This is a genomic window from Herbaspirillum sp. RTI4, from assembly GCF_034313965.1.
In the GTDB taxonomy this organism is placed as follows: Bacteria; Pseudomonadota; Gammaproteobacteria; order Burkholderiales; family Burkholderiaceae_D; genus Herbaspirillum.
In genome coordinates, this window is record NZ_JAVIWQ010000002.1 from 1,833,870 (window position 1) to 1,855,232 (window position 21,363).

General features: G+C 52.8%; 22 protein-coding genes. 7 read left to right on the forward strand and 15 right to left on the reverse strand.

The features are described 5' to 3' along the window. Position 1: 1 nt before the first annotated feature. From rpsR to RGU70_RS08385, 5 genes are all read left to right on the forward strand, one after another. The gene (rpsR, locus tag RGU70_RS08365; RefSeq protein ID WP_322208937.1) at positions 2-286 is read left to right on the forward strand and encodes a 30S ribosomal protein S18; all 285 of its coding nucleotides are present in this window, start codon (positions 2-4) and stop codon (positions 284-286) included. A 37-nt stretch (positions 287-323) separates the two neighbouring features. Continuing rightward, the gene (rplI, locus tag RGU70_RS08370; protein ID WP_322208938.1) at positions 324-776 is read left to right on the forward strand and encodes a 50S ribosomal protein L9; all 453 of its coding nucleotides are present in this window, start codon (positions 324-326) and stop codon (positions 774-776) included. Positions 777-1,002: 226 nt separating this feature from the next. Continuing rightward, the gene (locus tag RGU70_RS08375) at positions 1,003-2,391 is read left to right on the forward strand and encodes a replicative DNA helicase (protein ID WP_322208939.1); all 1,389 of its coding nucleotides are present in this window, start codon (positions 1,003-1,005) and stop codon (positions 2,389-2,391) included. Between the two features lie 163 nt (positions 2,392-2,554). Beyond that, on the forward strand, positions 2,555-3,181 hold the full coding sequence (locus tag RGU70_RS08380; protein WP_322208940.1) for a DUF47 domain-containing protein: 627 nt from the start codon (positions 2,555-2,557) through the stop codon (positions 3,179-3,181). A gap of 116 nt (positions 3,182-3,297) precedes the next feature. Next, positions 3,298-4,305: an inorganic phosphate transporter gene (locus RGU70_RS08385; protein ID WP_322208941.1), complete on the forward strand. Its 1,008-nt coding sequence runs from the start codon at positions 3,298-3,300 to the stop codon at positions 4,303-4,305. Positions 4,306-4,481: 176 nt separating this feature from the next. On the opposite strand, the gene RGU70_RS08390 is transcribed toward RGU70_RS08385, so the two are convergent. From RGU70_RS08390 to RGU70_RS08435, 10 genes are all read right to left on the reverse strand, one after another. After that, a complete protein-coding gene (locus RGU70_RS08390) occupies positions 4,482-6,164 on the reverse strand; it encodes a PhoH family protein (RefSeq protein WP_322208942.1) in 1,683 nt (560 codons plus the stop codon). 392 nt (positions 6,165-6,556) lie between these two features. Next, the gene (locus tag RGU70_RS08395) at positions 6,557-7,060 is read right to left on the reverse strand and encodes a peroxiredoxin (protein WP_322208943.1); all 504 of its coding nucleotides are present in this window, start codon (positions 7,058-7,060) and stop codon (positions 6,557-6,559) included. 20 nt (positions 7,061-7,080) lie between these two features. Next, complete coding sequence (locus tag RGU70_RS08400; protein WP_322208944.1) at positions 7,081-8,025, reverse strand: polysaccharide deacetylase family protein; 945 nt, start codon at positions 8,023-8,025, stop codon at positions 7,081-7,083. 111 nt (positions 8,026-8,136) lie between these two features. Continuing rightward, positions 8,137-9,192, reverse strand: coding sequence for a bifunctional UDP-4-keto-pentose/UDP-xylose synthase (locus tag RGU70_RS08405; RefSeq protein ID WP_322208945.1), 1,056 nt, complete (start codon positions 9,190-9,192; stop codon positions 8,137-8,139). Positions 9,193-9,280: 88 nt separating this feature from the next. Next, positions 9,281-10,198 carry a formyltransferase gene (locus RGU70_RS08410; RefSeq protein ID WP_322208946.1) on the reverse strand — a complete coding sequence of 306 codons (918 nt, stop codon included), beginning with the start codon at positions 10,196-10,198 and terminating at the stop codon, positions 9,281-9,283. Then, positions 10,195-11,142, reverse strand: coding sequence for a glycosyltransferase (locus RGU70_RS08415; protein ID WP_322208947.1), 948 nt, complete (start codon positions 11,140-11,142; stop codon positions 10,195-10,197). The genes RGU70_RS08410 and RGU70_RS08415 overlap by 4 nt, the downstream gene beginning before the upstream one ends. Before the next feature lie 82 nt (positions 11,143-11,224). Beyond that, entirely contained in the window at positions 11,225-12,346 is a 1,122-nt protein-coding gene (locus tag RGU70_RS08420; protein ID WP_322208948.1) for a DegT/DnrJ/EryC1/StrS aminotransferase family protein, read from the reverse strand. A 58-nt stretch (positions 12,347-12,404) separates the two neighbouring features. Further along, positions 12,405-12,776 (reverse strand): EamA family transporter, encoded by a 372-nt coding sequence (locus tag RGU70_RS08425; RefSeq protein WP_322208949.1) that lies wholly within the window; start codon positions 12,774-12,776, stop codon positions 12,405-12,407. Further along, on the reverse strand, positions 12,773-14,500 hold the full coding sequence (locus tag RGU70_RS08430; RefSeq protein ID WP_322208950.1) for a glycosyltransferase family 39 protein: 1,728 nt from the start codon (positions 14,498-14,500) through the stop codon (positions 12,773-12,775). Before RGU70_RS08430 ends, RGU70_RS08425 begins: the two co-directional genes overlap by 4 nt. Further along, positions 14,497-14,892, reverse strand: coding sequence for an Mth938-like domain-containing protein (locus RGU70_RS08435; protein ID WP_322208951.1), 396 nt, complete (start codon positions 14,890-14,892; stop codon positions 14,497-14,499). The genes RGU70_RS08430 and RGU70_RS08435 overlap by 4 nt, the downstream gene beginning before the upstream one ends. 213 nt (positions 14,893-15,105) lie before the next feature. Between RGU70_RS08435 and RGU70_RS08440 the strand changes: the two genes are divergently transcribed. Both RGU70_RS08440 and RGU70_RS08445 read left to right on the forward strand, forming a co-directional pair. After that, positions 15,106-16,335, forward strand: coding sequence for a pyridoxal phosphate-dependent aminotransferase (locus tag RGU70_RS08440; RefSeq protein ID WP_322208952.1), 1,230 nt, complete (start codon positions 15,106-15,108; stop codon positions 16,333-16,335). A gap of 92 nt (positions 16,336-16,427) precedes the next feature. Continuing rightward, on the forward strand, positions 16,428-17,738 hold the full coding sequence (locus RGU70_RS08445) for a homoserine dehydrogenase (RefSeq protein WP_322208953.1): 1,311 nt from the start codon (positions 16,428-16,430) through the stop codon (positions 17,736-17,738). A gap of 210 nt (positions 17,739-17,948) precedes the next feature. On the opposite strand, the gene RGU70_RS08450 is transcribed toward RGU70_RS08445, so the two are convergent. From RGU70_RS08450 to sctJ, 5 genes are all read right to left on the reverse strand, one after another. Next, a complete protein-coding gene (locus RGU70_RS08450; RefSeq protein ID WP_322208954.1) occupies positions 17,949-18,377 on the reverse strand; it encodes a surface-adhesin E family protein in 429 nt (142 codons plus the stop codon). Positions 18,378-18,558: 181 nt separating this feature from the next. After that, complete coding sequence (locus RGU70_RS08455; protein WP_322208955.1) at positions 18,559-19,155, reverse strand: hypothetical protein; 597 nt, start codon at positions 19,153-19,155, stop codon at positions 18,559-18,561. 108 nt (positions 19,156-19,263) lie between these two features. Further along, on the reverse strand, positions 19,264-20,067 hold the full coding sequence (locus tag RGU70_RS08460) for a hypothetical protein (protein ID WP_322208956.1): 804 nt from the start codon (positions 20,065-20,067) through the stop codon (positions 19,264-19,266). Next, positions 20,024-20,599, reverse strand: coding sequence for a hypothetical protein (locus tag RGU70_RS17670; protein ID WP_416186492.1), 576 nt, complete (start codon positions 20,597-20,599; stop codon positions 20,024-20,026). The genes RGU70_RS08460 and RGU70_RS17670 overlap by 44 nt, the downstream gene beginning before the upstream one ends. Beyond that, positions 20,589-21,362, reverse strand: coding sequence for a type III secretion system inner membrane ring lipoprotein SctJ (gene sctJ, locus RGU70_RS08465; RefSeq protein WP_322208957.1), 774 nt, complete (start codon positions 21,360-21,362; stop codon positions 20,589-20,591). Before sctJ ends, RGU70_RS17670 begins: the two co-directional genes overlap by 11 nt. Position 21,363 lies beyond the last annotated feature (1 nt).

Here is a 21,363-nt window from a genome sequence, read left to right on the forward strand (position 1 = left end):
AATGGCATTCGGCAAAAAATTCGACAAAAGTAAATTGAAGCAAAAGCGTCAACAGCAAAATCCATTGTTCAAGCGGAAGAAATTCTGCCGCTTCACCGCTGCCGGTGTGGAACAGGTCGATTACAAAGACGTGGATACGCTCAAGGACTTCGTTCAGGAAAACGGCAAGATCATGCCAGCACGCCTGACCGGTACTAAAGCCCATTATCAACGTCAGGTTGACACTGCAATCAAGCGCGCACGCTTCTTGGCTTTGCTGCCGTACACAGATCTGCACCACGCTTAATTGACGACTGAAAAGTCCTCAAAATTCGGAGAAAAACATGCAAGTTATTTTGTTAGAAAAAGTTATTAACCTGGGTGCCCTGGGTGAAGTCGTGCGCGTCAAAGACGGTTATGCACGCAATTTCCTGATCCCGCAGCGCAAAGCGCGCCGTGCCACTACTACTGCTGTTGCCGAGTTCGAAGCCAAGCGCGCCGATCTGGAAAAAGCAGCCGCAGTGAAGCTGGTTGCCGCGCAGGAACAGGGCGAGAAGCTCAACGGCGTGGTCGTACTGATCGCGCAAAAGTCGGGTGTGGATGGCCGTCTGTTTGGTTCCGTGACCAATGCTGACATCGCCGCTGCGCTGACCAAGCAAGGTTTCCCTGTGGACAAGATGCAAGTGCGTCTGGCACAAGGTCCACTGAAGATCGTTGGCGACCATACTGTCTCGGTGTCTTTGCACACTGACGTCATTCTGGACGTGACGGTGACAGTTTCTGGCCAGCACGCCTAAAACTGACTGCATCGGGCAATCGATGCGGTAGTGGTCAACGTAGTCATGCTGAAAAAGCCGGGTTCGCCCGGCTTTTTCACGCCTGTTGTTGCATTCCTGCATAGTATTGGAGGTTTATTTTTTGACCCCGGCAGAAGCCGAAACGCCCGGCGTTGAGCTGATGCCGATTTGTCTAATTTGCTAGTAACGGGGGAAGTACTAGTTCTTAGACGGTATAATGCGCGCCATGAACGTATCCCCCGACCCGCAGTTTGAATCACTCAAAGTTCCCCCGCATTCCATAGAGTCAGAGCAATCCGTTCTGGGTGGCCTGCTGCTCGACAATGCCGCCTGGGACCGCATCGCCGACTTCGTCAATGCCGACGATTTTTATCGCTACGATCACCGCATCATCTTTCAGCATATCGTCAAACTGATTAATGCCACCAAGCCGGCCGACGTCATTACCGTGTTTGAAGCGCTGACCAGTACGGGCAAGGCGGAAGAAGTCGGTGGCATTTCCTACCTGAATGCGCTGGCTCAAAATACCCCTTCGGCCGCCAATATCCGGCGCTATGCAGAAATCGTCCGCGATCGCGGCGTGCTGCGCAAGCTGATTACGGTTGCCGATGAAATTTCCGGTAATGCGTTCAATCCGCAAGGCAAGGAAGTCAAGCAGATGCTGGACGAAGCCGAGTCCAAGATTTTTGCGATTGCCGAAGAGGGATCGCGCGGGACGCAGGGGTTTCAGGAAATTCAGCCCTTGCTCACGCAGGTGGTGGAGCGTATCGACGAGTTATATAACCGCGACAGCACCAGCGATATCACCGGCGTACCGACCGGATTTGCCGATCTTGATCGCATGACTTCCGGCTTGCAGCCGGGCGATCTGATTATTGTCGCGGGTCGGCCATCGATGGGGAAAACAGCGTTTTCACTCAATATCGGTGAAACCGTCGCGATTGAAAGCGGCTTACCGGTCGCCGTGTTTTCGATGGAAATGGGCGGCACACAACTGGCCATGCGTATGCTCGGCTCAGTCGGTCGCCTCGATCAGCATCGTTTGCGTACGGGCCGTCTGGTGGATGAGGATTGGCCGCGCCTCACGCATGCCATACAAAAAATGAACGACGCCCAGTTATTCATTGACGAAACCCCCGCCCTGAACTCCATAGAATTGCGCGCCCGCTCGCGCCGCCTGGCGCGCCAATGCGGCAAGCTGGGTTTGATCATCATCGATTACCTGCAACTGATGTCCGCCAATTCCTCGGGCGAAAACCGCGCCACTGAAATTTCGGAAATTTCACGTAGCCTCAAGGGTTTGGCCAAGGAATTGAATTGCCCGGTGATCGCCTTGTCGCAGCTCAATCGCTCGCTGGAACAGCGTCCCAATAAACGGCCGGTCATGTCCGATTTGCGCGAATCAGGCGCGATCGAGCAGGATGCCGACGTCATTTTGTTTATTTACCGCGATGAAGTTTACAATCCCGATTCGCAGGATAAAGGCACGGCTGAAATCATCATCGGTAAGCAGCGGAATGGCCCGATTGGCAGCGTACGGCTGACTTTCCACGGTCAGTTCACCAAGTTCGACAACTATTCCGGCGGTCTGGCCTCGCCGTATGGTGGTGATTAATGCAGAAGAATGCAGAAGTCGCGGTGTCGGTCTGAACAAGACGAAACCGTAGTTTCATGCCGTAACCAGGTTCCTCGCAGCATCCCGGATACAGGCCAGCAGATTGTTCCGGTCTGCGAAAACGATAGACAAAATGCCGCGCTAATTGAAAAGTGAGTGAAATATGTTTGGACGTTTGATGCCGACAGAAGGTAAATTTTTTGATCTTTTCAATCAGCACGCCGAACTTGGCGTGAAATGCGCCAAGGAAATGGTCGCGTTGATGACCAATTTCGACGATCTGGAAATTCGGGTGCATGCCATTGAATCGCTGGAAAAGCAAGCTGACAAGATTACCCACACCGCCATCGACCTGCTGCACAAAACCTTCATTACCCCGATTGACCGCGATGACATTCACCAGCTGATCACCCGCATGGACGATATCCTCGATTTGCTGGAGGACGGCGCACAAACCATTTCCCTGTACGACATCAAGGCCATCACGCCGGAAGCAAAGCGTCTTGCAGAACTGTGCCTGGCGTGCGCTGAAAAAGTTCAGGCGGCCGTGATGCTATTGCACAACATGGACAACGCCCCCAAAATCCTCGCGTTTTGTCTGGAAATCGACCGACTCGAATCCGATGCCGATCATGTCATGCGCGCCGCCATGTCGAAGCTGTTCCGCGACGAACCGGATGTCCGTACGCTGATCAAGCTCAAGGCCATTTACGAGATACTGGAAACCGTGACCGATCGTTGCGAAGATGTTGCCAATATCATCGAAGGCATCATTGTCGAAAATGCCTGAAGCTGAGAGGCCGAGCAGCTAGCCACAAGCAAGGCAAGCCCCGCTGTAACAGTTTCCTCCTGATTGCAGCCCGGCACAGCATCCGATTTCGTTTCTCCAAATAGCCAGATTCCTCCATGCACACTGTTCAGATCAGTATCTATATCCTCGGCTTTTTGATTGTGTTGGCCTTGCTGTTCGATTTTATGAACGGCTTTCACGATGCTGCCAATGCGATTGCCACCGTCGTATCGACCGGAGTATTGAAGCCGCAGACGGCGGTTGCGATGGCTGCTTTTTTCAACTTCGTTGCTGTCCTCGTATTCCATCAACTCAATGTTGCGGCCTCGGTGGGCAAGGACACGATTGACCCTATGGTGGTCGATCAGTACGTGATCTTCGGCGCGCTGGTCGGTGCCATTTTCTGGAATCTGGTGACCTGGTATTACGGCATTCCCTCCTCCTCTTCGCACGCGTTGATTGGCGGGCTGGTCGGCGCTGCCGTGGCAAAAGCCGGTACCGGTGCCTTGATTGGATCCGGTCTGATTAAGGTGGTCCTTTTTATTGTGCTGTCGCCGCTCCTGGGATTTTTACTCGGCTCGCTCATGATGCTGCTGGTGTCCTGGGTCTTCGTGCGTGCCACGCCGCGCAAGATCGATAGCTGGTTCCGGCGCGCGCAACTGGTTTCGGCATCCATGTACAGTCTGGGACATGGCGGTAACGATGCGCAAAAAACCATCGGCATTATCTGGATGTTACTGATTGCGACAGGCCATTCGGGAGCTGATACACCGCCGCTGTGGGTCATCATCGCCTGCTACTGCGCGATCAGTTGCGGCACGCTGTTCGGCGGCTGGCGCATTGTCAAGACCATGGGGCAGCGGATTACCAAGCTCAAGCCGGTCGGTGGCTTTTGCGCTGAAACCGGGGGCGCGATTACTTTGTTCATCGCCACCTGGCTGGGTGTCCCGGTATCGACCACGCATACCATTACCGGCGCTATCGTGGGCGTAGGAGCGGCACGCAAGATGTCGGCGGTACGCTGGGGTGTGGCCGGCACGATCGTCTGGGCCTGGATTTTCACCATTCCGGCGGCGGCGTTTGTTGCTGCGCTGGCCTGGTGGATTGGTACCAAAATATTGTAGGTCGTCTCTGATTGAGTGAGACTGCGAGTCGCTTGTTATTGCAGGCCTTGCCCAAGGTATAAATCACCAATTTCAGTAAAAAGGCCCGGATCACGTTAATGATCCGGGCCTTTACTTTTGCGCGGCATCCCTTTTGTTGTCAGGGACCGCCGCCTTAGTGCAATTGCGTACAGCGCTTACAGAACCTCGCTTGCATGATCTGCCAGACGCGAGCGTTCGCCGCGCGCCAGAGTCACATGGCCGCTATGCGACCACCCCTTGAAGCGATCGACCACATACGTCAGTCCGCTCGATCCTTCGGTCAGATAAGGCGTATCGATTTGCGCGATATTGCCCAGGCAAATGATCTTGGTTCCCGGACCGGCGCGGGTGACCAGAGTTTTCATTTGTTTCGGCGTCAGATTTTGCGCTTCGTCGATGATCAGGAATTTATTGACGAAGGTGCGACCGCGCATGAAGTTCAGGGATTTGATCTTGATGCGTGAGCGGATCAGGTCTTGCGTTGCGGCACGACCCCATTCGCCGGCTTCGTTGTCGGATTTGTTCAAGACTTCCAGATTGTCGTCAAAGGCACCCATCCACGGGCCCATTTTTTCTTCCTCGGTGCCGGGCAGGAAGCCGATGTCTTCGCCCACGGGGACGGTGACACGGGTGACGATGATTTCATTGTAGGTCTTGGTTTCCAGAACCTGCGCCAGTCCGGCGGCCAAGGCCAGCAGTGTCTTGCCGGTACCGGCCTGACCCAGCAGGGTCACGAAATCGCATTCCGGGTTCATCAACAGATTGAGCGCGAAATTCTGTTCGCGATTACGCGAAGTGATGCCCCAGACACTGTTTTTGGCATGGCCGTAGTCGCGCAGCGTTTGAAGTACCGCTGTTTTACCGTTGATCTGGCTGACCTGGCCATAAAACGCCGGTTCGCCATTTTTAGGTTCGATGAAGACGAACTGATTGACCAGCAGCGAGGGGACATACGGCCCGGTCACCCGATAGTAGGTATAGCTGGTGCCGAGTTTGCTTTCCTGCCAGGACTCCAGGCCCTTGCCGTGTTTGTTCCAGAAATCATCCGGTAGCTGTTGGATGCCGGAATACAGCAGGTCGGTATCTTCCAGCACATGGTCGTTAAAGTAATCTTCGGCCGGCAAGCCGATGGCACGCGCCTTGAGGCGCATGTTGATGTCTTTGGATACCAGCACTACCGGCTGCTCGGGATGCAGCTTGGCGAGGGCCAGAACGACGCCCAGAATCTGATTGTCGGCCTTGCCTTCAGGCAAGCCCTCGGGCAGGCTGGCATTTTGCAGACGCGTCTGGAAGAACAGACGGCCACCGGCATCCTTGTTGCCCAGTTTTGCCAGCGGGATACCCTGGTCGATCGCGTTTTCGGCGATATCGTGGACCAGTGCATCGAGTGAGCGAGAAACCTGACGGGCGTTGCGCGCAACTTCCGTCATGCCCTTTTTGTGATTATCCAGCTCTTCCAGCGTGATCATCGGCAGGTAGATGTCATGCTCTTCAAAGCGGAACAAGGAACTTGGATCATGCATCAGCACATTGGTATCGAGCACGAACAGCTTGGTGACGCCCAGTTTGTCGGCGTTACGGCTGGTGCGGGACTTGGCTTGCGAGGCGCGCGAAGCACCGGTTGCCAGCGCCTGGCGCGGTTTTGCCGGCGCGGCGGGCTTGTCGGCGATTTTGCTGCGGGACGCGGGAGCGGCTTTGATGGGGGCGACCTTGGCCGGGGCAACAGGACGCGGCTCGACTAAAGCGATATGCGGTTTCGGTTTGCCGTTGTCGGCTTTCGGATAATCGCTGGGAGACAGGAGTGCCGCGGGTTTGCTAGGCAGTTTGGGCAGGGGCATAGGACCTCAATGATAAAGAGAAATACATCCTTGGAAATGCCGCTTTGTCAGAGCGAACGAGTACTTGTGCAGCAACAACAATAATGCAACTGGCGCAACAGCATGGTGATTACGGAATTAACTACGGGATTACCTGGGCCTGGATGCATAGGCCTGTTCAAAAAATAGTGACGTCAGAGAGCCAAAAGTAAAAAAGCCGTTTCGGTAGGTCCAGGACCTTAACCAAAACGGCTTTCGAAATACAGATTTTTATTTGAATTCAATGGCTTAATTAAATTAGTCGCATGACAAAGAAAAAACCCGGGATTGCATGGCTTCCATTCTGCCACAGCTTGGCAAGGGCAGGGACAGGCTATGCAAAGAATACCTGTGGAAGCGACGCGTCTACTGATTTATACGGCCACCAGTTGTGATGCCGGTGTGAGCGCTTGGATGAAGCCCAAGACGTCCTGAGCATGATTCGGTACCTTGAGGCCGCGCCATTCTTTGCGCACTGTACCGCTGGCATCGATGACAAAGGTGCTGCGCTCAATGCCGCGCACTTTTTTGCCATACATATTTTTTTGCTTCATGACATTGAACATCAGACACAGCGTTTCTTCGGGGTCAGAAATCAACTCGAACGGTAATCCCAGTTTGCTCTTGAAGCCTTCATGCGAACGCAGGCTGTCACGGCTGATACCGACAATTTCAGTATTGTGTTGCTTGAATTGCGGGTGCAGATCCCGGAATTCCATGCTTTCAGCGGTGCAACCCGGTGTGTTGTCTTTGGGATAAAAATACAGGACAAGATTTTTACCCAAAAAATCGGCCAGATGAAATTCGGTCGTGCCGGTCATTGCCGCAGAAAAATCCGGCACGTTCATGTTCAGTATGGATGCGTCGTTGCTCAACATATTGTGCCCCAAAGGTAGTTTTAGACTGCTTGCTGTACGATCATTTCGCCGGAGCGTCCTGGTAATTCGCCCCAAGTAACCGGACAATCAGGGAGTACGTCGTCCTTGATGGTCTGGTAGTAATCCCCCATTCCGATTAACTCATACCCTTGCTGTTTCCAGCCATTTAGAAGTTGTTCGAAAATGGGGGCAAGTTTCTGCCCTTCAAGCTCTGCATGCAAGGTAAATACATGATCGCGTGGATTTTGTGTCAGATCCAGCAGAAATGACGCCACATTCCCGGTATCGAGGGTGATGCCGTTCATGGTTCGACCCAGCAGTTCATCGAGCGTCGGCAGGGTGGTGGGCATCTGAATACATTTAAGTGTACGGCCTGCTACCTTGAGCCGATGCGCTCCCGCAGACGCATCAAGCAGCGAACCGTCTTCCTTGAGCAAGGCGCGGCCGTCCGACGAATAGGCAATACCGAAGTTATCAAGTTGCGCAAAAGCATCGTCATTCATCTGCCAGCCAGCCGCACCGTGGGTGAGCGGTGCGTGGCCGAAAATTTCCTGAAAGCGCTGGTAGGCGCGTTGCATGACGGCTTGCGTCCATGCTTTATCACGGATACGCACGCTGTCCTGCCAGACTCTATGGTCCCAGGTATGGATGCCGCATTCGAAACCGGCGGCTTCAGTGGCGCGCATGGTGTCCGCAGCGGCCTTGCCGATGTCGGGTGCGGGCAGCAGCACGCCATACATCAGGGTTTTCAGACCGTAATGCTCCACTACTGAGGTGCGCGACACTTTGCTAAAGAATCCGGGGCGGAAAATTTGTCGCAAGGCCCAGCCGGTGTGGTCGTATCCCAGCGAAAACAGGAAAGTCGCACGGGCGTGATGCCGCTGCAACTGCTTGATCAGGTTGGGAACGCCCACACGCGTACCGCGTAAGGTATCGGCATCGATTTTGAGGATTAATTTAGGCAAGGTAGGCTGGGGAGAGGGCGAGGAAAGGAGGTAGTGCGGGCAGTATCGTCAGTATCGTTAGTATTCGAAGCAGCGCGGCCCGGTTTGCCGGACGCGCTGCTTCTATCCATCTCAATCCATCAATGCGCGCGCTTCTGCAACCTGGCCGCGATAGGCGTCGAAAATATTACGCAGCGTTTCTGGCATCAAAATGCTGGGCTGCCAGTTCAGTTCTTCGCAAGTATTGGTGATCTTGGGCACCCGGTTTTGCACATCCTGATAGCCTTTGCCGTAGTACTCGGCCGAGGTGGTTTCCACCAGCTTGACCTGCGCTGCCGACTCTGCGTACTCGGGATATTCTGTGGCGAGCGTGAGCATCATGTGCGCAAGTTCGCGGATCGAGAAATTATTCACCGGATTACCGATGTTATAAATTTTTCCGCTGGCGATACCGTTTTCATTGGCGATAATTTTCATCAGCGCATCAATGCCATCGTCGATATAGGTGAAAGCACGTTTTTGCTCACCGCCATCGACCAGAGAAATATTTTCTCCGCGCACGATGTGGCCGAAGAATTGTGTGACGACGCGCGAACTGCCTTCTTTCGGCGTGTGGATCGAATCCAGACCGGCACCGATCCAGTTGAAAGGGCGAAATAGCGTGAAATTCAGGCCCGATTCCATGCCGTAGCCCCAGATGACACGATCCATCAATTGCTTGGCGCAGGAGTAGATCCAGCGCGGCTTGTTGATCGGGCCGCAGATCAGTTCGGATTGTTCCGGATCGAATTCATCGTCGTGGCACATGCCATAGACTTCCGACGTCGATGGAAACACCAGATGTTTATTGTATTTCGCTGCCGACCGCACGATAGGCAGGTTGGCTTCGAAATCGAGCTCGAACACGCGCAATGGCTGTTTGACGTAGGTGGACGGTGTCGCGATCGCCACCAGGGGCAAGATCACGTCGCATTTTTTGACGTGGTACTCGACCCATTCCTTATTGATGGTGATGTCGCCTTCGAAGAAGTGCATGCGCGCCTTGTAGGCGGGATCGTCGAGCAGATCGCGGATGCGGTCAGTCATCATATCCATGCCATAGACGTGCCAGTCGGTGGTTTCGAGTATCCGCTTCGATAAATGATGACCGATGAAGCCGTTGACGCCAAGGATGAGGACTTTTTTCATAATGTTGTGCTTGTTCAGAGTAGGAGCCGGAGCTCTTGTTTGTAATAGTGAATCTTGCCGCCGTTGAGTATCTCGGCGTATCAGGAAATCAGGCGGTTTTATAGTTCAGATAATGTTCCAGCGGGACTTCCTTATCGTTGATCAGAATGTGCCCGATCTGTAAATAATTGCCATCGCCGCAGCGGGCATACAGGCGGCCCTCGTCTAATAATGCCGCTAGCCCTGCGTACTGCTGCGTCAGCTTCTGACTCAGTGCAGCGGGAACCCGCCGGGTTTTTGTTAGCGTGATTTTATCACCTGCGATTTGTTCGAAGGCTCCCGGGTAGGGCGGAGCCACTGCGCGGACCAGATTATGGACGTCCTGCGCCGACTTGTTCCAGTCCAGACGGCCGTCTTCCGGCTTGCGTCCGCCGAAGTAGCTACCCTTGCTCAAGTCGTTCGGCAAGTGCGGTGTTTGTCCCGCCAGCATCGCCGGCAAGGCTTGCCAGAGCGTTTGTTCTGCGGCGACGACGACCTTGCCGAATACTTCATGCGCAGTATCGTCGGGCAAAATCGGCACAGCGGTTTGGGCGACGATGAAGCCGGCATCGGGCTTGGCGGTCATCGCATGCAGGGTGGCGCCGGTTTCGGTCGCGCCTTGCAGCACCGCCCAATTGATAGGCACACGTCCCCGATAGGCCGGCAGCAGCGAACCGTGCATGTTGTAAGCACCCGACTTGGCGAGTTCCAGCAATTCGACCGGCAGCATGTGGCGATAATAAAAACTGAAGATGAAATCGGGCTGCGCTGCGCGGATCTGCGCAATTACTTCCGGAGTGGAAGGATCTTCCGGCGCGATATAGGGAATCCCCTCTTCACGGCAGAGCGCGGCAACCGAGCCGAACCAGATATTTTCTGTCGGATTGTCCTCGTGCGTTATCACCAGACTGATTTGCACACCGCGCGCGAGCAAGACCTTCAGGCAGCGCACACCGACATCGTGATAAGCGAAAACGACGCAGTTCATGGCAACTCGCTGGTTTTTTGTTCCAGTACCGCCTGGATCACGTAGCGCGGCCGTGCGCGCACTTGCAGGTAGATGCGGCCGATGTATTCACCGAGCAGGCCGATGCTGAACAAAATGACGCCCATCAGGAAGAAGGTAATAGCGAACAGGGTAAACACACCTTCCACTTCGGAGCCCAGCACGAAGCGACGAATCATCAGAAGGACGACCAGCGCCGCCGAGGCGAAGGCAAGCAGGATGCCGAGCAATGAGAAAAATTGCAGCGGCACCAGCGAAAAGCCGGTAATCAGGTCGAAATTAAGGCGAATCAGGCTGTACAGAGAATATTTGGATTCTCCCGCTGCGCGCTCTTCATGTTCGACAATGATTTCGGTCGGATTGCGCGCAAACGTGTAGGCCAGCGCCGGGACAAAGGTATTGATTTCCTGGCACTGATTGACCAGATCAATCACATTACGGCTATAGGCGCGCAGCATGTTGCCCTGATCGGTCATCTTGATATGCGTGATTTTTTCGCGCAGACGGTTCATTGCTTTCGAAGCGATACCGCGCCATGCCGCATCCTGGCGTGCGCGACGGATGGAACCGACGTAGTCATAGCCTTCACGGATCTTGGCGACCAGATTGCCGATTTCTTCCGGCGGATTTTGCAAATCCGCATCCAGCGTAATGACCGTATCGCCGCGCGTTGCTTCAAAGCCCGCCAGTATCGCCATGTGCTGGCCGTAATTGCCGTTGAATAAGACCACGCGTGTGACGTCAGGCCGCAGGCGGAACTGCTCGCCCAGAATGGCGGCGGAGCCGTCGCGGCTACCGTCATTGACGTAAATGATTTCATAGGGGATGCCCAAGGCATCCAGCGCAGGGTAGAGCCGGGCGAACAGCTTGGCCAGGCCGGATTCCTCGTTATAAACAGGAATAACGACAGAAATTTCTGGTTTCATCAAATTACCGTAATCAAGGGGGAGAGTGCATTTGTGTGTCCCGGACGATGGTAGCTGCCCGGGACAAGTCAGGCGTAGATTGTTATTGCAGCACGGATTTTACCGCGCTCACTGCCCGCTCAACGTCATCCTTGTTCATGGCGTTGAACATGGGCAGCGAAACGATCTGTCTGCCGACCTGTTCCGCGATGGGGAACATGCCTTCTGTAAAGCCGCGTTCGCGGTACAGGCTCAGCAAATGAATTGCAGGATAGTGATAGCCGATGCCAATCTGCAAGGCCTTCATTTGTTCCATGAAGCTGGCGCGGGTAATCCGGTCCGGCAAGACCAGTTGAAACATGTGCCAGTTTGAATTTTCAAAATCGGCCACCGGCAGTTGCGCTCCGTATTGCGCTTCAAAGGTCTTGCCCAGCGAGACGAAGTAATGCTTGGCCAGCATCCGGCGTTTTTCCGTCACGGCTTCGATATGCGCGAACTGGCCGAGGCCAATAGCGGCGGCTACATCGGTCATATTGAATTTACCGCCGAGTACATCGACATCCAGACCGTCGAAGCCGCTGCGGGTGACGCCTTGCAGCCGGTATTTCTCGGCCAGCCGGGCTTCCTCTTCATTATTGAACACCATGCAGCCGCCTTCGCTGCTGGTGATGTTCTTGTTGGCCTGGAAGCTGAACGAGACCAGATCGCCGAAGGCGCCTATGCGTTTGCCATGCCAGCTCGATCCCAGCGCCTGCGCCGCATCTTCGATTACCCGCAATCCGTGTCGGCGGGCGATATCGTACAGGCGGTCCATATCTACCGGCAGACCAGCCAGATAGACCGGGATGATGGCCCGGGTGCGGGGGGTAATGGCGGCTTCCAGCTTGTCCAGGTCGATATTGCGTGTCACCGGGTCGATATCGGCGAAAACGGGCGTAGCGCCGGTTTCGAGAATCACATTCGCTGTCGCCACCCAGGAAATCGGCGTGGTGATGACTTCGTCACCCGCACCGATACCCGCCACGCGCAAGCCGATTTCCATGGTGCAGGTGCCGGAATTGAAGGTGCGAACCGGACGACCGCCGAAATAATCGCTCAGGGCTTTTTCAAACGCCTGCACTTTGGGGCCGCTGGTGATCCAGCCTGAGCGCAAGACGTCGCCCACAGCGGCGATGGTTGCTTCGTCTATCGTTGGTCGGGAAAAGGGGAGGAATGTTTGCGTCATCGCTGGTTCGCTATAAAAAAGAGAAATACGGAGTCGGCCAGTTGGGGAGCAGGGCGTTTCAGCTACGGGTCAGCAATACGACGCCGACAATGATCACGGCGATGGCCAGCAGGCGTTGCACACTGACTGCTTCACCCAGAAAATACCACGCGCCGATGGCATTGATGACATAACCGATCGAGAGCAGAGGGTAGGCAATAGTAACGTCTACCCTCGATAAGCCGATAATCCAGACCCCGACGGAGAGTACATAGCAGGTCAGTCCGCCGAGAATCGGTACTTGCGTCGCCAGTTTGACGCCGGTGGCAAACCAGTTTTCCGCAGTCAGGTGGATGGCTCCGACGGCATTCGTGCCTGCTTTTAGCAGCAACTGGGCGAGGGCATTGAGGCAAATGCCGACGAAAATGAAACCAAAAGTAGTGATATTCAATGCGTTTCCTGTTTTTCTGGTGTGGGCAAAAGTGCCGGCAGCATATCGTTGGCGACGATGACGCGCCGCGGGTCTTGTCCCAGCACGCGCATTGGCAGGCCTTTTTTCTGGAGCCGGAGATAAATGTCAGGCTCGATGAAGGCGATATCTTTTTTGCCGGCAGCCTGGTCGGCGCGCCACAGAACGGCAAATGCGTCGACTTTGGGAATCCATAGCTGCGGTTCCTGCCCTAGTCCGAATTCCATCTCATCCGCATGTTCAACCAATGTCATGGTTCTGCGCAGATAAAACGGTAAGGACTGTTCATAAAGACCGACCATGAACAGTGCGGTATCGGGCTTTATTTCTTGTTGCAGCATCGGTACATAAGCAACACCAGCAGAGTATGCACCCTGTTTTTCGTGTCCGAGAATCAGCAATTGTCCAGCCAGGAATGCCGTCAGCGCGAGGACGGCAATGGACACTTCTTTGTAGCGACGCGCAAAACGCATGGCGAACAGGCCGCCCAGCAAGCCGATGATGGCGGCGGCGTAAATCCAGGGTACATGGGCTTCAATCAGCGGTTGCGAAAAACCATCTTTCGCCATTTCAGGGATACGTGCGATGAACGGCAGGCTGACTGCGCAGGGGATGGCCAGTAAGGCCGCGCAACCTATGACGGCGCGGTAGCTTGCCTTGTCCAGGTAGCAGGCGATCAGCAGCGCTACGGCGGGAAAGATCGGCAGGATGTAGGACGGTAGCTTGGAGCCGGAAATACTGAAGAAAATAAAAATGAATGCTGCCCATACCAGTAGCATTTTGCGCGGCTGGAATCCATTCCGACTGTATCCCTGATCCTGATCCCGACGACCGTGCCAGAGACTCTGCACCAGCACACCCAGCCAGGGAATGATGCCTAGCAGCAGGATGGGAAAAAAGTAATACCAGGGACCTGCGCGGTGATGGATCTTCGAGGTGAAGCGTTGCAGATGCTCATGGATGAAAAAGAAATGCAGAAATTCGGGATTTTTTAGCGACACCAAGACAAACCAGGGCGTAGTGATGAGGAAAAAAAGGCATAGCCCCTTGCCCAGATGAAGACGCTTCCAGATCGCCCAGTCGCTTGACACCAGCGTGTACAGCACGAGCACCGCGCCGGGGAGCACGATGCCGATCAGTCCTTTGGACAGCACCGCCAGCGCCATGCCGGCCCAGCAGATGAGCATCCAGTTGCGATTTTCCGCAGTGCCAGCGTCGCTGCGTTGCGATAGCAACAGGCCGCACAGCGTCAGCGTCATCATGCCGGCCAGTCCCATGTCCAGCGTATTGATGTGGCCCAGTCCGGCCCAGAAGAAGCTGGAGCCGAGGACCAGTGCGGCGTACAAGCCGATGCGGCGGTTGAATACGCGGCGACCGGTGTGGGCAACCAGTCCGATGCCGAGCAGGCCGCAGAGGCCGGTCCAGAGCCGTGCCTGCCATTCTCCCAGACCGAACAGTTCGAACGTGATCGCGTTCATCCAGGTTTGCAGCGGCGGTTTTTCAAAGTACTTGATGCCGTTCAACCGAGTGGTGACCCAGTCGTGACTGAACACCATTTCCCGCGCCATTTCAGCGTAGCGTCCTTCATCGGTCGGAACCAGAACCCGGGCACCAAGCATGTAAAACCATACTGTCAGGAAGAGGATAAACAGTATCCAGCCCAGTTTCCGTGATTGATGCCATTCGCGCCCGTGGCCGGTCGTCATAGACTTTTTCCTGATTCTTGGGGTTCGAAAATCAATGCCAGGGCGACTTTGCGTCCTTCTGCCATCAAAATATTGTAGGTGCGGCAGGCGGCTTGATTGTCCATGCATTCGACGCCGATGCGCCTTTCAGTCAAGGCTGTCATTAGTTTGGGATGGGCGAAACGCTGGCGTTGCCCGGTGCCGAGGATGACAACATCCGGTTGGGTGGCATCGATTTGTGCGAAATGCTCCGCCGTGAGCGAGTCAAAGGCGCTGACCGGCCACTCTGCCGGGGCTATTTCGGGGAGTACCAGGAGACTGTATCGATAGCGTTGGGCATTAAACTCTACGCCGTCGTCGTCGTAGGCGGTCACGGTCTGGTATTGCTGTGTGGCATTAGGATGCAGCTTCATCAGTAATTGGCCCTGCGTATGTGATTAACGCACCGCCTCTGCTGGCGATCGTATAAAGTGGAGCATTGTAGCGTTTTCCGTTGAGAATCGACGCGTAGAGATTTATAATTTAAGTTCCATCCGGCACAATACACGACCACCTCTCTGCGCCAGAACAAGCTTGCTCAAAAGAAAATGGCGCTGGTTAATGCATTTAAAACTGGGAATTCCGTCGTGCGACCTATTCAAAAATCAAAGAAACTGGCGGATGTCTGCTATGACATCCGTGGCCCTGTGCTGGAAAAGGCACGTCAAATGGAAGAGGATGGTCATAAGATCATCAAGCTCAATATCGGTAATCTGGCCGCCTTCGGTTTCGATGCGCCTGACGAAATCGTGCAGGACATGATTCGCAATATGGGCAATGCCTCCGGCTATACCGATTCCAAAGGGATGTTCGCGCCGCGTAAGTCGATCATGCATTACTCTCAGCAAAAGCAGATAGAAGGCGTCGGGATTGAAGATATCTACCTTGGCAATGGCGCCTCGGAACTGATTGTCATGAGCGTCAATGCCTTGCTTAACAGCGGTGATGAGGTGCTGGTGCCGTCGCCCGATTATCCCTTGTGGACCGCTGCGGTCAGCCTTTCGGGCGGTAAACCGGTGCATTATGTGTGCGACGAACAAGCCGGTTGGCAGCCAGATATAGCGGATATTCGCAGCAAAATCACGAGCAATACCAAGGGCATCGTCGTGATTAATCCGAACAATCCGACCGGGGCTCTATATACAGTCGATGTACTGAAAGAAATCGTCGAACTGGCGCGGCAGCATCAATTGATTATTTTTGCCGACGAAATTTACGACAAAGTCTTGTACGACGGCAATACGCATACTTCCCTGGCGTCGTTGGCGAATGATGTCTTGTTCATCACCTTCAACGGTTTGTCGAAAAATTACCGGTCTTGCGGTTATCGCGCCGGCTGGATGGTGGTGTCCGGTGAGAAAAAACATGCCGGCGACTATATTGAAGGCCTGAACATGCTGGCTTCGATGCGGCTGTGCGCCAATGCGCCCGGACAATTCGCGATTCAGACCGCGCTAGGGGGGTATCAGAGCATCAACGATCTGGTTGCTCCTGGGGGGCGTCTTGCCAAGCAGCGCGATCTGGCGCACAAATTACTGATCGATATTCCCGGCGTGACCTGTGTGAAACCAAAATCGGCGCTGTACATGTTTCCTCGGCTGGATCCGGAAATTTATCCGATTGTCGACGATCAGCAATTCGCCTACGATTTGCTGGCAGAGGAAAAAGTATTGATTGTGCAGGGAACGGGCTTTAATTGTCCTACTCCGGACCATTTCCGTGTCGTTTTCCTGCCCAATACCGATGACTTGACCGAGTCCATGGGGCGCATTGCCCGTTTTCTGGATAATTACCGGCGCCGTCACGGTACGGCCTGATACGGCGACTGGTCCTAATTCACCCGCTCCCTGTTTATAACGTAGCAACGACGCCGCATCCGCGCGGCGTCATCATTTTTAGTGACGATTACATGAAACCCATCAAAGTAGGCTTGCTCGGCATCGGCACCGTCGGTACCGGTACATTCAACGTACTCAAACGCAATCAGGAAGAAATTTCCCGTCGTGCCGGTCGCGGCATAGAAATTACGATGGTGGCGGATCTGGATACCGCACGCGCTACTGAGCTTACGCAGGGGCTATGCAAGGTGGTTTCTGACGCCAATCTGGTGGTTTCGGACCCCGAAATCGATATCGTCATCGAGTTGATTGGCGGTTATGGGATTGCGAAAGATCTGGTGCTCAAAGCGATCAGTAACGGCAAGCATGTCGTTACGGCCAATAAGGCGCTCATTGCCACGCATGGCAATGAGATTTTCAAGGCGGCGCAAGAAAAAGGCGTGATGGTCGCGTTCGAGGCGGCAGTCGCCGGCGGTATTCCTATCATCAAGGCCTTGCGTGAAGGTTTGACGGCTAACCGGATTCAATGGCTGGCGGGAATTATTAACGGCACGACCAATTTCATCCTGTCCGAAATGCGCGACAAGGGTCTTGATTTCGGTACCGTATTGAAAGAAGCGCAGCGTTTAGGCTACGCGGAAGCCGATCCGACTTTCGATATTGAAGGTGTCGATGCAGCGCACAAACTGACCATCATGGCTTCCATTGCTTTCGGTATTCCGGTGCAATTCGACAAGGCTCATGTGGAAGGGATAACCAAGTTGCAGGCCATCGATATTCGTTATGCCGAACAACTGGGTTACCGGATCAAGTTGCTCGGCATTACGCGACTCACACCAAAGGGTATCGAGTTGCGGGTACATCCGACGTTGATTCCGGCCAGCCGCCTGATCGCTAATGTGGAAGGCGCAATGAATGCCGTGGTCGTGCATGGGGATGCGATCGGTGAGACGCTGTATTACGGCAAGGGAGCGGGCGCTGAGCCGACGGCTTCCGCAGTGATTGCCGACCTGGTCGATATCACTCGTCTGGCAACCGCTGATCCCGGTCAGCGGGTGCCGCATCTTGCATTCCAACCGGATTCGATGGCGACCACGCCCGTGTTGCCGATGTCCGAAGTTACCACCAGCTACTATTTGCGTATGCATGTGGCTGACCAGCCCGGCGTATTAGCCGATGTCACGCGGATACTTGCCGATTCATCGATATCGATAGATGCGATGCTGCAAAAAGAACCTGCGTCGGGTGAGACGCATACCGACATCATTATTCTGACCCATCAAACGCAGGAAAAAAATATTGATGCGGCGCTGCTTCGGATAGAAGCCTTGTCGACACTGGTCGGGAAGGTGATCAAAATCAGGCTGGAGCAATTAGATTAATTAGCGAAAATTCCGGTCGAAAAAAAGCCAGGCTAATCCAAGTTAGCCTGGCTTTTTTTTTTTCACAAGGGACTCATCGAGTGTGGCAGGCCTTGGAAGGGATACGCACTGCGTAAATTGCTCAACGTCTTGCTCTGTATTTTAGCCGCTGGCCCCAACTATTTTTTCCAACCGGAGCAGTTTCCTCGGGCGCGCACACAGGATTTCAGTTTATTTACTGTTTTTCGAGGCAAGCTTATAACCGCAAACCAATTGCAACATTATATCCCCCACTGAATTAGCGGCTGGCTTAGCGTAGGTCATGCCTTTCAGTGCATCTGAGTGGTCACGTTTGTCGCCTTTTGCATCATTTTCTGAGTAAATGACTTCTTGCGTCAGACGCATCGTTTTTTCATTGCAGTTATAGGTGTGCAGATCTTGATACGATTTCAGGAACGGAAACGTCGAATCGTTGCTGTTTGCGCGTGGTTCGGTGAAATTCCACATTGACAAAGCCTGACGCATCGAACCGGCATCTTTGATGGATTGCACATCGATTGTGAGTTGGGACTTGTCAGTTCCCCCGACCACTTGCCAGTCCGCAGCGTAAGCGGACAAGGAAAGTAGGGGCAACAGGGTAAGCAGGAGGAATTTTTTCATGGGGCATGTGTCCGCGTCGGAGGTGAATATGACTAAAGATACCAGCCGACAATTGTACACAAGCTGAGATTGCTTAACGGGGTGTGTTTTTTGTATGAGGCACGCCGTCAATGGAAGTGGGTATGGGTGAGCTTGCCAATATGCATTACTGAGAGAGGTAAATGTAAAAAAACTGTTCTGTTCACGATGACGCTGATGATTTAATTTCGCTCAGGTTTGGATTCTCATAAGAAAACACAAAATTTGAAAATGCAGAAATCGCCATTTTTTGCGCAAATATCCGTTGAAATGCCGTTTCTGAATAAGAAATAAGAGCTTCCGTTTTTTTTAGTTCCGCCATATCGCCAAGTGGCTGCGTGATATTTTCAGCGAGTAATTTTTCGCGGCGTGTTTGTAAATTCAGGATCACCATTTGAAGTGCATCCGAACGCTGCCGAAGGTTGGAAAAGACCGGAGTACCGTCCGCGCCTTTGAAGTCGTTCAGTTTGTTGAGAACGCGACGGCTGGAGTCAACCGAATCTGTTAACAAGGAATCAACGAAGGCAGCAATATTTTGTATGGTGCTATTCGTTGTAGGTAAGCGGGATCGAGTTGCTGATGCCGTAGAGGACGGTATAGACGTCGTGGTTCGGATATTGGATGCTCTTGTTTCAACCGGAAGTTCAATTCTGGATAATGCCGCAGCATTCTGCACACGAGAATGTAATGTCACGACAGCGTCTGCTGCCGTGGTGGTGGCGTATGGGGAGGAGTGCAATACCTGTTTAATAGAACTCATTTCAATTCTCTATAAAGGTTCCTGATTACGTTACAGAACGGTGAGAACTCTCAGGCCTGCCGTTTCGATATTGACTTTAAGCCGGCAGCGGCTGTTACTCAAAGGTTCTCATATATTTTTTGGGAAATAGACTTCGCTGAGGTCGGACGAGTGTCCTGACTGATCAGAAAATTCATCCTCAGCCTCACTCATTGCAGCCTGATCAGCATTGTTTTTGTCAGTAGTAGGATATTCATGGGGGGTGCTGGAGCGGTCAAGATGGCGCAGAAACATATCTACTGATTGCCGAGATAACTCTTCCACTGAGCCACGCAAATTAAGTTGCTTGAATGCTCCCACTACTTCTGGATACATCTCACCCATAAATTTTTCGGTATCGAATTCATGGACAAATTCTCCATATTCAATGGTAATTCTTGGCTCATCTGTAATCACCACGGAAGGCATAAAACCCATCCAGTGTTGTATGCATTCGATAAAATCATCACGTCGTTTTATCAGTGCGGTAGGAAGAAAAACAGTCATTTTTTTTTCTTCCAAGCAAGGCTGCTCCGATGCCCACTTGCTGAGTAATAAATTGATAAATTCAGATTGGCCAAGCAAATTAGTCAGTTCGTGTTGAATTATGTGCAGCAAGCGCTTTTGAATATCATGATGCAATTTTTCCGCATTGTTTAAACGGGCCAGAAAATCACCAAGACATTGCAAGAGAGTATTTGAATAGGCATCAACATAAGCTTGTCGTTGAATTTCTGAGGCTGATTTTTCAGCAATTGCCACAATTTTTTTAGCGCGAGCTTGTGCGTATCGTAAGAGTCGATATGCATATTGACCCTCTTGAAGCGCACTGCGCGGTATCAGTACCCCTTCAATCCTTGGAGCTGGATACGCTAATTGAATAAGTTTTGGCATGAGAAATTGCGAAGGTAATCAGAGACTTGTCAGGTTGAGGAATATGTATTGGCGTGGAGCCGTAATCTGGAGGGGCATCAAGGACTAGCGCTAACCGAGATCCAAAAGATTTTGGTACGAAATCGCGTAACTGGAGCAGGTAGTGGCACCCTGTCTGAAATAGAAAGTCAGCATCAATCGAGTCGTTTGAAATGGCAATTCGCTTACTCGGGAAGGGTAAACATAAAAATCGGCGAGTGTGTTTATTCAGGGAGCAATAAAATCCTTGCCTGACAATATTGTCCCGATATAACCAGCAACCAATTAGATGAGCTGCTTCAGGCAAGTAATACCAGCCATCAACTAATAGTCGGGCGTAGGGAGTGTCTAGAAAGCCGATATCTCCCATTTCTGGCAGAGAATGACGGCTTATTAAAAAGCGATTCACTGCACTTCGGCGCCGCAACTCTCGTAAGTCCTCAGCTGGCACAGCATGGAAAGAGGGATATGACAATATGTCATAAAAGATGCATCGTAACGTATCAGAGTGCACGGTCGACAACGCTTAGCGCGCGCTCATTGGGTGCCGAAGGAAATGAAGACAGGGACTTATTCCGTGAACGAAAAAAAACAAACAGCAGAAATCCGATGGAGATGCTGAACAAAATGAATACGCCAAAAGCGATAAAAACTTGACTGTCGCGCCAACCGGATTTGGCACTTACATTAGTCGTGTGTTGCAAGACGGCTCGCCTTGTAGGAACAATTGAAATATTGTCGTAATCGATTTGAGTAAATGAGTTTTTTAAGAAGCGTTTGCTCGTATTGATTAATTGCTGTTCATCAAGGTCTTTATTGTAGGTAATCAAGGCTGAAACATGAATCGGCCCCGACTTTTTGCCACCATCACCATCAATGTCATAACTAACATGGACGCGAGCCGAACTAACGCCGTCCATGGTTGCCAGCGATTGTTCAAGGCGTTGCTCGATCGCCGAGTAAAGCCGGGCTTTTTCTCCGCGCGGAGATGTTACTAAGGTGTCCTTGGGAAACATATCCGCGATTTGAGTGCGAGGAGGTGACGGTAATTCGTTGATTTTCAGCAAATCGACTGCAGTCGCCATGTCCTCTCCATTTACTTTGACTGAGTATCCCTTCTTACCGTTATTTTTTTTATCAGCACTAATATTGCTGCGTTGTAGTGCAGCCAAAACTTCATTAGCTTGCCGCTGATCAAGTCCTTCCAGCAATTCTTTATCACAACCAGTCAAAATAATTGCGAAGAGGGCTATCGATAGCGAGGAATAAATACGCATG